The organism is Ruegeria sp. YTSC199 (assembly GCF_059609725.1).
The window spans coordinates 26,708-38,938 of record NZ_JBXWMF010000025.1; the positions used below are offsets into that span (position 1 = coordinate 26,708).

Annotated in this window: 14 protein-coding genes; 1 reads left to right on the forward strand and 13 read right to left on the reverse strand. The window is 59.6% G+C overall.

Annotated elements, in window-relative coordinates:
* Positions 1 to 65 precede the first annotated feature (65 nt).
* The 11 genes from nusG to ccoN form a co-directional block, all read right to left on the reverse strand.
* Positions 66 to 599, reverse strand: a complete 534-nt coding sequence (nusG, locus tag AC2FEE_RS19895; RefSeq protein ID WP_170328796.1) for a transcription termination/antitermination protein NusG — start codon at positions 597 to 599, stop codon at positions 66 to 68.
* Between the two features lie 199 nt (positions 600 to 798).
* Positions 799 to 996: a preprotein translocase subunit SecE gene (gene secE / locus AC2FEE_RS19900; protein ID WP_170335602.1), complete on the reverse strand. Its 198-nt coding sequence runs from the start codon at positions 994 to 996 to the stop codon at positions 799 to 801.
* Between the two features lie 68 nt (positions 997 to 1,064).
* On the reverse strand, positions 1,065 to 1,223 hold the full coding sequence (ccoS, locus tag AC2FEE_RS19905) for a cbb3-type cytochrome oxidase assembly protein CcoS (RefSeq protein WP_170335604.1): 159 nt from the start codon (positions 1,221 to 1,223) through the stop codon (positions 1,065 to 1,067).
* 5 nt (positions 1,224 to 1,228) lie between these two features.
* Complete coding sequence (locus AC2FEE_RS19910) at positions 1,229 to 3,406, reverse strand: heavy metal translocating P-type ATPase (RefSeq protein ID WP_496867065.1); 2,178 nt, start codon at positions 3,404 to 3,406, stop codon at positions 1,229 to 1,231.
* Between the two features lie 4 nt (positions 3,407 to 3,410).
* A complete protein-coding gene (locus tag AC2FEE_RS19915; RefSeq protein WP_496867066.1) occupies positions 3,411 to 3,869 on the reverse strand; it encodes a FixH family protein in 459 nt (152 codons plus the stop codon).
* 1 nt (position 3,870) lies between these two features.
* The gene (gene ccoG / locus AC2FEE_RS19920) at positions 3,871 to 5,298 is read right to left on the reverse strand and encodes a cytochrome c oxidase accessory protein CcoG (RefSeq protein WP_496867067.1); all 1,428 of its coding nucleotides are present in this window, start codon (positions 5,296 to 5,298) and stop codon (positions 3,871 to 3,873) included.
* A 101-nt stretch (positions 5,299 to 5,399) separates the two neighbouring features.
* Complete coding sequence (locus AC2FEE_RS19925; RefSeq protein WP_496867068.1) at positions 5,400 to 6,275, reverse strand: LysR family transcriptional regulator; 876 nt, start codon at positions 6,273 to 6,275, stop codon at positions 5,400 to 5,402.
* Between the two features lie 369 nt (positions 6,276 to 6,644).
* A complete protein-coding gene (gene ccoP, locus AC2FEE_RS19930; protein ID WP_496867069.1) occupies positions 6,645 to 7,508 on the reverse strand; it encodes a cytochrome-c oxidase, cbb3-type subunit III in 864 nt (287 codons plus the stop codon).
* A complete protein-coding gene (locus AC2FEE_RS19935) occupies positions 7,505 to 7,690 on the reverse strand; it encodes a cbb3-type cytochrome c oxidase subunit 3 (RefSeq protein ID WP_170328812.1) in 186 nt (61 codons plus the stop codon). The genes ccoP and AC2FEE_RS19935 overlap by 4 nt, the downstream gene beginning before the upstream one ends.
* A 10-nt stretch (positions 7,691 to 7,700) precedes the next feature.
* The gene (gene ccoO, locus AC2FEE_RS19940) at positions 7,701 to 8,429 is read right to left on the reverse strand and encodes a cytochrome-c oxidase, cbb3-type subunit II (RefSeq protein ID WP_496867070.1); all 729 of its coding nucleotides are present in this window, start codon (positions 8,427 to 8,429) and stop codon (positions 7,701 to 7,703) included.
* 15 nt (positions 8,430 to 8,444) lie between these two features.
* The gene (ccoN, locus tag AC2FEE_RS19945) at positions 8,445 to 10,052 is read right to left on the reverse strand and encodes a cytochrome-c oxidase, cbb3-type subunit I (RefSeq protein WP_496867071.1); all 1,608 of its coding nucleotides are present in this window, start codon (positions 10,050 to 10,052) and stop codon (positions 8,445 to 8,447) included.
* A gap of 194 nt (positions 10,053 to 10,246) precedes the next feature.
* On the opposite strand from ccoN, the gene AC2FEE_RS19950 reads away from it, so the two are divergent.
* Positions 10,247 to 11,086 carry a universal stress protein gene (locus AC2FEE_RS19950; RefSeq protein ID WP_496867072.1) on the forward strand — a complete coding sequence of 280 codons (840 nt, stop codon included), beginning with the start codon at positions 10,247 to 10,249 and terminating at the stop codon, positions 11,084 to 11,086.
* Between the two features lie 42 nt (positions 11,087 to 11,128).
* Here the strand turns inward: AC2FEE_RS19950 and AC2FEE_RS19955 are convergent, their stop codons facing one another.
* A complete protein-coding gene (locus AC2FEE_RS19955; protein ID WP_496867073.1) occupies positions 11,129 to 11,380 on the reverse strand; it encodes a GlsB/YeaQ/YmgE family stress response membrane protein in 252 nt (83 codons plus the stop codon).
* A gap of 74 nt (positions 11,381 to 11,454) precedes the next feature.
* On the reverse strand, positions 11,455 to 12,198 hold the full coding sequence (gene fnrL, locus AC2FEE_RS19960; protein WP_496867074.1) for a transcriptional regulator FnrL: 744 nt from the start codon (positions 12,196 to 12,198) through the stop codon (positions 11,455 to 11,457).
* Positions 12,199 to 12,231: the final 33 nt, after the last annotated feature.

The window sequence follows — 12,231 nt, forward strand, 5'->3', positions numbered from 1 at the left end:
TCGCCAATACAAAACGCCGCGTTGCAGGTCGCACCGCGGCGTCGAAAAACAAGTGGACGAGCCCTTTAGCTCTGCTTCGTAACCTGTGTGAAGTCCAGCTCGACCGGGGTTTCCCGGCCAAAGATCGAAACCGATACCTTCAGCTTCTGGTTCTCGTCATCCACGCCTTCGACCATACCGTCGAAATCCTCGAACGGGCCGTCGTTGACCTTGACCTTCTCGCCGACCTCGAAGGTGATCATCAGCTTGGGCGCTTCTTCGCCTTCCTGAACGCGGTTGAGGATCTGGTTCACCTCGGCATCGCGCATCGGCATCGGGCGGCCTTGCGGACCCAGGAAGCCGGTAACGCGGTTGATCGAGTTGACCAGGTGATAGCCCTGATCCGACATCTCCATATGCACCAGCACATAGCCGGGCATGAAACGGCGTTCGGTCGTGACCTTCTTGCCCCGGCGCACTTCGATCACCTCTTCGGTGGGCACCAGAACCTCGTCGATGTCGTCCTCAAGGCCCTGCTCGGCCACGGACGTGCGGATCTGTTCTGCGATCTTCTTTTCGAAATTCGAAAGAACGCTGACCGAGTACCACCGTTTCGCCATGAACCTGTCGTCCTTGTTTACTTTCGGTGCGTTCGGATGGCCGCAAGCACCGTCATTGAAATTCTATCGCATCACCCGGAATAAAAAGCGGCGCGCAGCCCGAATCGCCGCACGCCCATTCCGAATAGTACCGCGTCACCTACTCTGACATCGCGCGCTGTGCAAGGGGGCAGTAACGTTTCCGCACGCCCACGCCGGTTTAGCTGAACGCGCCCAGGATCGCCTGAAGCCCGCCGCGAATGGCAAGGTCGACCAGTGCAAAGAACACGGCCGTCAGAGCCGCCATGATGAACACCATGACCGTGGTCAGCAGAACTTCGCGCCGGGTCGGCCAAACGACCTTTGCAACTTCGGCGCGGACTTGCTGAATGAACTGGATCGGATTCATAGTTGCCATTTGGCTTGGATCTCTCTGCTAGCGGATGGGCCGGACATAACCGGGCATTGCGGCAATTTCAAGGGCCGTCAGGGCTTGGGCTTGTCGTCCCATTCATCACTGAGGATACGACGCGCATCGCCTTCGGGATCATCATACTGGTTCGACCGCACCGTATAGATGAACGCCACAAGGCCAACCCCGCCCAAAAGCAGGGAAATCGGTATCAGATAGGCCAGAACTTCCAAATCAACTACCTCAGGCGCAGGGCATTCAGAGACACGGTGATGGACGAGGTCGACATCGCCAGCGCCGCGATCAGCGGTGTGGCCAAGCCAACGACGGCCAGCGGGACCGCGATGATATTATACACGGTTGCGATGCGGAAGTTTTCACGAATCCGTTTCGTCGCTTTCACGGCCGTATTGCAGGCATCTGCGATTGGGGAAAGATCATTACCCAACAGCACGATATCTGACGCCACCCGCGCAGCATCCAGCGCCGAGGCCGGAGAGATCGAAACATGCGCCGCTGCCAGCGCGGCAGTATCATTCAGGCCATCGCCGACCATCAGGACGTTGCGGCCATGCTCGCTCAGCTCCTGCACGCGGGCCGCCTTGTCCTGCGGCAGGGCCTGCGCGACCCAGTTGTCGATCCCCAGTTTTAAAGCCAACGCCTGAACCGCGCCCTGCGTGTCGCCGGAAATCAGAATAACGTCCTTGCCCTCATCCCGAAGGGCCTGAACCGCCTCGGCCGCGCCGGGGCGCAGTCTGTCCGAGAACAGAAAGGTTGCGGGGGTTTGTCCGTCAACCGACAGCCAGGCCGCTGTCTGGTTGCCCTCTTCCGCGCCGGTCCAGGCAGCGCGGCCAAGGCGCACGCGCTGGCCGCGCCAACTGCCCTCGGTGCCATAGCCCGGAACTTCGGTGACATCCTTAAGGGTGGCCGGCTTGATCCCGGCGTCGCGCGCAGCCCTGGTCAGAGCGACGGACAACGGATGCGAGGACGCCTCGGCCAGTGCCAGAGCGACCTCAAGGTCCACACGGGAATTATCACCCAGATTGGTCAGCTCGGGCGTGCCCGAGGTCAGCGTTCCGGTCTTGTCGAAGACGACCGTATCGACCTCGGCCAGACGCTCCAGCGCGGTGGCGTGCTTGATCAGCATCCCCTTGCGGAACAGCCGCCCCGAGGCCGCCGTGGTTACCGCAGGCACGGCCAGACCCAGCGCACAGGGGCAGGTGATGATCAACACGGCCGCGGCGATGTTCAACGCAGTGCGGATATCACCGGAATAGATGTACCAGCCCAAAAAGCTGAGCGCCGACAGGATGTGTACACCCGGCGCATAAAGTTTGGCCGCCTTGTCCGCCAGCGAAGTATAGCGCGACCGGCCCGATTCAGCGATGGCGACCAGATCGGCCATGCGATGCAGTGAGGTGTCCTCGCCCACCGCCGTTGCCCGGATGGTCAGGGGGCCGGTCAGATTGACCTCACCGGCACTAACGGTCAGGCCGACCTCGGCGAAAACCGGCAGGGTCTCCCCGGTCAGCAGCGACCGATCGAGTTCCGATTGGCCAGAGACGATTTCGCCATCCACCGGCATTCGCCCCCCGGGCCGGACAAGGACCAGGTCACCGACGGTCAGAGTGGCCACAGCAACCTCTTCTTCTGCCCCATCGGCCAGCTTTATGGCACGGGGCACTTCAAGCGCCGTCAATTCCTCGGCCGCAGACCGGGCCGCGGCACGGGTACGGTAGTCCAGATACCGTCCGGCCAGCAGGAAAAAGGTCAGCGTCAGCGCTGCATCGAAATAGGCATGTTCACCGCTGAGTACGGTTTCCCAAAGCGACGTCACCAGCGCCAGCACGATGGCCAGTACAATCGGTACGTCCATATTCAGACGGCGTACACGCAGGGCGCTCCAGGCGTTGGTAAAGAAGGGCTGCCCGGAAAAGGCAATCGCCGGCAGCGCAATGGCTGCCGATATCCAGTGGAACATGTCGCGGGTGGCATCCGATGCTCCCGACCAGACAGACACCGACAACAGCATCACGTTCATCGAGGCAAACCCGGCCACCGCCAGCCGCATCAGCAGATCGCGACCCGCCTTGTCCGCCTGCGTGGCAGACAGGGCGCCGGGGTCCAGCTCATGTGCCTCGAACCCCGCCCGTTCAAGCACCGGGATCAGGTCGGTGGCCCGCAGGTCCGGCGCCGCTTTGACCATCGCGCGTTTCAGGGTCAGGTTCACCCGCGCGTCTTCCACGCCGGGATGGGCGTTCAGCTCTCGCTCGACCGTCGCGATACAGGCCGAGCAGTGAATACCCGGCAGTGACAGCGCGATCTGCACATCCTCGGGCACCGGACGCGCTGGCTCCGCAGGGCTGGCAATGCATCCCGGACAGGCCGCCGTGCCGGATGTCAGCTGCGCCGTCATCCAATCACCCCTTCACATACAGCGGCACACGCTGCGCGAACTCGGCTCCCGAGCTGTCCTTGGCCACCAAACGGATGTTCCAGTTGCCCTTGCCCAAAACCGCCGGGGTTGCATAAGCCTGACCATCGAAGGTGAAATCAGGCGCGAAGTCTTCTTTCACATGGGTTGCGCGGCCAACAACGGCCTGCAGTTCCGACACTTCGACCGGGGCACCGGTGTTGTCGGTAATGTGCAGGATCAGCAGCCCACCGGACACCTCGGCGCGAATCTTCCAACCCAGCGCCTGCTGTTCCTGCAGACGCTCATTGAACTCCTGACTGGCGACGTAGGAGTTCTTCACCTCGAGCCCCGGAAAGGTTTTGACCGCGCTATAAGCCAACACGAGGTTGACGGCGATGATCACACCGAAGGCGGCGACAAATACCGCCAAGGCATGCTTTCCGGTAAACTGACGCTCGGCCATCTTAGTTTCCTCGTCCGTTGAACGTGGTGTCCTTATAGGCGCGTTCACCACTTTCTACATCCTCGACCCAGATACGCACCGGCGTGGCAGCCGCAGCCGCCGGCCCGGTACCTTGTGCCGAAATGATGTAAACGCGCGTCAATTGTGCCGTATCTGCAGTGACATTAACAGTACTGCCCTCGATCCCTTCGATTTGCAGCTGCAGCGCCGGATCACCGGCCAGTGTCACTTTGAACGGCCGATCCTCACCATGTTTGTTACGCAGGCGCACGTCATAGGTGTTGCGGATGGTACCGTCAGACAGGGTCACGAAGGTCGGGTTGCGCACCGGTGCCACCGTCAGGTCGATGTCCGAACGGATAAACAGCGCAAACAGCAGGCCAAAACCAACCAGAGACCACAGGGCCGTGTACATGATCGTCCGTGGCCGCAGGATGTGTTTCCAGACATTCTTGGGCGGCTGACCCGCGCGTTCGTGGGTCTCATCGCTGAGAGCCATATAGTCGATCAGGCCGCGCGGCTTGCCGATCTTGGCCATCATGTCATCGCAGGCATCGATGCACAGCGCGCAAGTTATGCATTCCAACTGCTGACCGTCGCGGATGTCGATCCCCACCGGACATACATTCACACAGGCCATGCAGTCGATGCAGTCGCCCAAATCGGAATCCGCTGTCCGCTTGCCCTTTCCGCGCGGTTCACCGCGCCATTCGCGGTAGCCAACGACCAGAGTGTCTTCGTCCATCATCGCGGCCTGAATACGCGGCCACGGGCAGGCATAGATACAAATCTGCTCGCGGGCGAATCCACCGAACAGAAAGGTCGTGCCGGTCAGAATCAGAACAGTCGTGTACGCGACCGGATGGGCGTTGCCGGTGACCAGATCGCGCAGCAATGTCGGCGCATCGGCAAAATAGAACACCCAGGCCCCGCCCGTTGCCACGCCGATCAACAACCACACGGTCCACTTGGTCAGACGCAGCCGTGCCTTGCGGAAATCCAGTTTTTCCTGCCGGTGCAGACGCAGGCGGGCATTTCGATCCCCCTCGATCCAGCGTTCAACCAGAATGTAGAGGTCCGTCCACACGGTCTGCGGGCAAGCATAGCCGCACCACACTCGCCCCAGCGCCGAAGTGAACAGGAATAACCCAAGACCGGCCATGATCAGCAGACCCGCCACGAAATAGAACTCGTGCGGCCAAATCTCGATCCAGAAGAAATAGAACCGCCGGTTCGCCAGATCCAGCAGTACCGCCTGATCCGGCAGACTGGGACCGCGGTCCCACCTGATCCATGGTGTCAGATAGTAAATCCCCAATGTGACTGCGAGGATGATCCATTTCAGGTTTCGAAAAGGACCGGACACGCGTCGAGGAAAAATGGGCTCCCTGGCGGCGTAAAGGCTAGGGGCGGGGTCGGAATCGCTCACGAGCTGGCTCCAGATGTGGCTGGTAATTAGGCGTCTTGTTCCAGATCACAAAGGTAGTCTCTTTGACATGGGTCAAAAGCGCATCGTACAGACACCTTTTGTCACATGCGACCGGATTGCCGCCTGAGCCAACCTACAAAAACCTTGACCGCAGGCCGCAGTGGCGCATTGCTGGTGGCGACATGATAGCCCCGTTCCCCCGGTTCGCAAAACAGTTCGATAATACGGCCTGCCTTTATGTCGGATTCAACGAAATACCGTACCGTGACGCTCACCCCCTGGCCGGCGCGCAGCCCTTCAAGCACAAGATTGCCCGGCAACGCGATTCGACCGGCACGAGGGCCATGCTCGACGCCCTGCCGGGCAAGCCACGAGGACGCTTCGGTGGTTCCAAGTTCTTCGAGCCAGGGCAGCTGGCTCAGCTCGTCCGGGGTCATCGACACCCTGCCCTGCATCAGAGAAGGCGCGGCGACAATCACGATCGGGCTTTGCAGCAACAATTCCGATGTCATGCCCGGCCAGTTTCCGTCTCCGTACCGGATCGCCACATCCACCCCGCCCGGGCGCAGGCTGACCAGATCGGGCGACGGGTCCAGCACCAGAGGAATATCGGGATGTTCAAGCTGAAAGGCTGGCAGGCGCGGCATCAGCCATGAGGCCGCAAAAGACGCAGTCAGCGAAATGTGAACCGGGCGGTCTTCCGTCAGGTGCATCAGATCGGCCACAGCGTCACCAATGGCACCAAATCCCAGATACAGGGCGCGGGCCAACCTCTCGCCTTCCGGGGTCAGGGTCATGGATTTTCCGCTTCGGTCCAGCAGCGCGGCACCCAGATGCTTCTCCAGCGCGCGCAATTGCTGGCTAATGGCAGCGTGACTGACATTCAGCAAGGCCCCTGCCTGTACCACATTCCTGGTTTCCGCAAAGGCATGAAAGGCCTTCAGCGACGCAAGGGGCGGCATCTTCAACCAATCCATATGTAATCTCTGCTTACACTTTAAAATGTCAATTGAGTCGCATTTCTGTGCCCACAGATCAATCCTGAACCCAGTTGGAACCAGATTCAGGAGAGGTCGGATGTTGTCTATACTTGCCAGAACCTTCATGGTCGCCACCCAAACTGAGACACGCAACGAACCGAAACAGCAGCTGCGCGATGATCGCTGGTGGAAGGTATGCTTGCGCGTTACAGGTTCGTGCCCGAGGTAACGGATCCTCTGGACCGGATCGGGACGGAACACTAGTTTGGGGTTGTAGCACCGGCTGTTCAGGAAACGCGCGAACAGATGGAACAGCCGGTGCCTCAACCTTCGGGCGGCGAACCGTCCGAAGGTATTCCTTAAACCTTACTGACCACCACCAAGCTGGTGGACGTAAGCCGTGACAGCGCGGATCTGCGCGTCGGTCAGACGGTTTTCCCAAGCAGGCATCACACCAAAGCGGCTGTAGGTAACCGTTGCGGTCAGAGCCTCTTCGCTGCCGCCATAGAGCCAGATCGCGTCGGTCAGGTTCGGCGCGCCCTGGAAGACATCGCCTTTGCCGTCTTCGCCGTGACAAGCCGCACAGTTGTCTTCGAAGACAACCTTGCCCGCCTGCGCAGCCGCATCGTCGGTTTGCGCATTGGTCAGCGACATAACATACTGAACCACCTGAGTGATTTCGTCTTGTTCAAGCATTTCGCCAAAGGCCGGCATCTCGGAATAACGCGCATCGTCGCTTTCCTCATTCCGGATACCGTGGGCAATGGTGAACTCGATGTCCTCGAGCGTACCGCCCCACAGCCAGGCATCGTCCAGCAGGTTCGGGAAGCCGGTGGCACCCTGTGCCCCCGAGCCGTGGCACTGCGCGCACCAGGTGCGGAACACAGCGCCACCCGAGTTCACCGCGTATTGCTGCAACTCGGCGTCGGCCGAGATCTGCTCCAGCGGCGTTTCGACCAGCTTGGCATTCCACGGCGCGTTGGCCTCTTCGAACGCCACCATATCCTCTTGCACGATTTCGCGCGTGGACCAGCCCAGAACACCTGCAGTCGCCGAATGGACTAACGGCCAGGCCGGATACATGATCGTGTAGATCACGCCCCAGATGATAGTGGCGTAGAAGGTCCACAGCCACCAGCGCGGCATCGGATTGTCGAATTCTTCGATGCCATCCCAGGTATGTCCGGTTGTGTTTGGATCGCCCGGCAGTTTTTCAGATGGTTTGCTCATTGCCGCGCCTCCTCGGATGTGGCCGGTTTGTCTTGATGCCGGAACGGGATGTTGGCGGTGTCCTTGTATTCCTTGCTGGCGCCAGGGCGGAAAACCCAGATAACGATGCCGACAAAGAAGGCGAACAACAGCAACAGCATCCAGCTATCCGCGAATTGCCGTAAGAGAGTATATTCTTCCATCACACCCTCCTTAACGGTTCGCGTCCGGGGTAAAGGTCGAGAAGTCGACCAGCGTACCCAGCATCTGCAAGTAAGCGACCAGCGCATCCGCTTCGGTCAGTTCGGGCTGACCGTCGAAGTTGCGAACGCTGACCTTGTCACCATAGCGTTCCAGCAGCCCGTCATAGTCGCTGTCCGGATCGGCCTGCGCGCGGAAGTCCGCCTGGGCGTTGGCCAGCATCTCTTCGGTATAGGGCGTGCCCACAATGGCGTTCGCCGCCATGACATCACCGATATACTTGCCGTCGATCTTGCGGTGCTCGAGGAAGCCGTATTTCGGCATCACCGATTCCGGCACAACCGACTGAGGATCACGCAGGTGGTCCACATGCCACTGGTCCGAATAACGGCCACCCACGCGTGCCAGATCAGGCCCGGTACGTTTGGAGCCCCACTGGAACGGGTGGTCATACATCGACTCGGCCGCCAGCGAGTAGTGACCATAGCGTTCGACCTCGTCCCGCATCGGGCGGATCATCTGGCTGTGGCAGACATAGCAGCCTTCACGGATGTAGATCTCACGGCCCGCCATTTCGAGAGGGGTGTAAGGGCGCATACCCTCCACCTTCTCGATGGTGTTCTCAAGATAGAACAGCGGGGTGATCTGCACCAGGCCACCGATGGTCACGACCAAAAAGCTGAAGATCAGCAGGAGGGTCGCGTTGGTCTCGAGGATCTTATGTTTGTCGAGAATTGCCATAGCTACCGGCCCTCCTTATTCAGCCGGGACCGCGACGGTCAGGCTGGCCTCTTTGGCCGGTGCCTTCCGCACAGTCATCCACAGGTTGTAGCACATGATCAGGGCACCAGCGACGAACATCACGCCACCCAGAGCACGCACCACATACATCGGGAACTTGGCCGCCACGGTGTCGGCGAACGAGTTCACCAGGAAGCCGTTGGCATCCACTTCGCGCCACATCAGGCCTTCCATGATTCCGGTCACCCACATCGACGCTGCGTAAAGCACGATGCCGATTGTGGCGAGCCAGAAGTGCCAGCTGACCATTTGTAGCGAATACAGACGTTCACGCTTCCACAGGACCGGCACCAGGAAGTACAGCGCACCAAAGGTGATCATGCCGTTCCAACCCAGCGCGCCCGAGTGTACGTGACCGATGGTCCAGTCGGTGTAGTGGCTGAGCGAGTTCACAGCACGGATCGACATCATCGGGCCTTCGAAGGTGGACATGCCGTAGAAGCCGACAGAGATCACCATCATCCGAATCACGGGGTCCGTGCGCAGCTTGTCCCAGGCGCCCGACAGGGTCATCAGACCGTTGATCATACCACCCCAAGACGGCATCCACAGCACGATCGAGAACACCATACCCAGCGTCGACGCCCAGTCAGGCAGCGCGGTATAGTGCAGGTGGTGCGGACCGGCCCAGATATACAGGAAGATCAGCGCCCAGAAGTGGATGATCGACAGCTTGTAACTAAATACCGGACGTTCGGCCTGTTTCGGGATGAAATAGTACATCATGCCCAGAAAGCCCGCAGTCAGGAAGAATCCTACAGCGTTGTGGCCGTACCACCACTGGATCATAGCGTCTTGTACACCCGACCAGACGATGACCGACTTCGAACCCCAGATGCTGACCGGAATGGTCATGTTATTGACCAGGTGCAGCATCGCAACGGTGACGATGAAGGCCAGGTAGAACCAGTTGGCCACGTAGATGTGCGGCTCTTTCCGCTTGACCACGGTGCCAAGGAAAACGGCCAGATAGGCGACCCAGACGATGGTCAGCCACAGGTCAACATACCATTCAGGCTCGGCGTATTCTTTCGATTGGGTACCACCCAGCACATAGCCCGTTGCAGCCAGCACGATGAATAGCTGGTATCCCCAGAACACAAACCACGCCAGATTACCGCCCCAAAGGCGCGCGGCGCTGGTACGCTGCACGACGTAGAACGAGGTTGCGATCAGCGCGTTGCCGCCAAATGCGAAAATAACCGCCGACGTGTGCAGGGGACGAAGACGCCCAAAGTTCAGATAGCCCTGGGCCCATTCGAAGTTGAGCACCGGAAAGGCCAACTGGAACGCAATAAAGGTTCCCGCCAGGAATCCCACCACGCCCCAGAAGGCGGTTGCGATCACGCCATAGCGGATGACGCCATCCATGTATTCGCCCGAGCGATCCACAAGAATATCCGGCTCATCGGTATTTCTAAGCGTCCAGATGAACAAACCAACGGCGATCACCATCACCAGAATTGCGTGCACCTGATACGCCAAATCGCGTGCATAATTGGTTCCGATCGCAGCGAATATCGCGATCAGACCAAGCACGATCAGCTTGATGTAATTTGACATATTGCGTCCCTTTGCCATGCCCCGCGCGATTCTTTATGTGCCGCAGGGCTTATTTGACTGGCTGCTGTTTTGTCCGACAGAGGCCAGAACTGCTTTGATCTGTGTCAAGACAATAGCCTGATTTCTGTGACAATCGTATTCTGGCGGCTGGGTCATCAGGACGCAGTTAATCGCTTTGCAGGCACGAGGTCAAAATGGCTTACAAATCTCTTCTCACCGTCATGACGGACACAAGCCAAAGCGATCCGGCTCTGGCCCAAATGGCGGCGCTGGCATCCGCACAAGACGCGCATATCGAAGCGCTCTGCCTCGGCGTCGACCGCAGCCAGACCGGCTATTACTACGCGGGTGCCAACGCTTTGATTCTTCAGGAAACACTAAACCGCGCCAATGCGGAAGCGGAGGAAATCCTGACCTACGCCAAAACCTATCTGGGCAAGACCAACACCCGCTGGTCCGCCGAAAGCGGTGTGGCGCAGATATCGGACATCGGCCGTCATGTCGCCCATCGCGCGCGGTTCTCCGACCTCGTCGTCCTGCCACAACCCTATGGAGAGGATCGCGGCGCCGAGGCGGAACCCATCGTCGAAGCCGCAATGTTCGAGGGTCACGCGCCGGTTTTGATCGCACCACAGGGCGCCACGCCCTTTGCAAGACCCGGCACGATCCTGATCGGTTGGAACGAAAGCGTCGAGGCTATGCGCGCCATTCGCCGCGCCCTGCCTTTCCTGGTCGCAGCCGATCTGGTGCGCATCGTCGTCATCGACCCGCCACGCCACGGCCCCGACCGGTCGGACCCCGGCGGGTTGTTGTCACAGATGCTGGCCCGCCACGGTGTGAAATGTGAGATTGACGTGCTGAGCAAGACCATGACCCGCGTGTCGGATATCCTGAACCGGCACGCTGCGGACTGCGAAGCGGACATGATCGTCATGGGCGCTTACGGCCACTCTCGATTCCGCGAAGCCATTCTGGGCGGTGCGACCCGGAACATGCTGGAACAATCCTCAGTGCCTGTATTCCTGGCCCATTGAGAGAAAGATGATCGCAAAAGCCGCCCCTCGGGAGCGGCTTTTCTATCGCTTCACCAGCCCGATCAGGAACAGCAGTATCACTGCCCCGACCGTGGCGAAGAAGATGGATGAGAACACTCCACCACCCACGGCAAAACCCATCGCCGGAAAGATCAATCCGGCCAGAAACGCACCAACGATACCGACGATGATGTTGCCGATCAGGCCAAAGCCACGGCCTTCCATGATCTTGCCCGACAGCCACCCGGCGATCGCGCCGATGAACAGCATCGCCAGAATGCTACTGAATTCCATGGTTTACTCCTGAGGATTGCTTCACTCAGACCCAGTTAAGCACGGTGTGCAGCCTCAGTCACGCCGCAAGCGTGTTACACCAGAAACCCACCATCCGAGTCGTCACCCGCCTCTTCCATCAGGCGCCCCATATCCGGGATCGTGACGTGGCGCTTGCCTTCCAGCAGAATGACCTCGTCCTTTTTCAGGGCCGAAATCTGACGGCTGACTGTTTCCAGCGTCAGGCCAAGATAATCCGCCATCGCCTCCCGGGTCAGGGGCAGGTCGAACACGATCGGGCCGGCATTGCCCTTTTGGTGGACCGATGCGTCGCGGCGGGCGATGATCGACAGCAGGCTGGCGATCTTTTCGCGCGCGGTCTTGCGCCCCAGCACCAGCATCCATTCGCGCGCCGCGTCCAACTCGTCCAGCGTCATCTGCAACAGACGATGCGCGATATGCGGCGTTTTGTTCATCAGGTCTTCGAATGGCTTTTTGCGAAAGCAGCACATGACCAGATCAGTTGTCGCCTGCACATCATAGGGCGCAGAATCACGCCCCGGTCGACCGACGAAGTCGCTGGGCAGCAAAAGGCCGACCATTTGCGTGCGCCCGTCTTCCATTGTCTGTGTCAACGATGCGATACCCGACACGACAGAGCCGACAAAGTTCATCTGATCCCCGGACCAAATGATCGTCTGCCCCGCTTCGAAACTGCGGTAATACTTAATACCTTCAAGCTCTTCCAGCTCATTGGCATCGCAGTGCGCGCACACTGCGCGATGCCGGATAGGGCAGTCTCCACAGTTCGTATGGTCGATCTTGAATATCGGTGTCATGCGCGTTTCCACTTGATCTCGGTCAAAGCAACT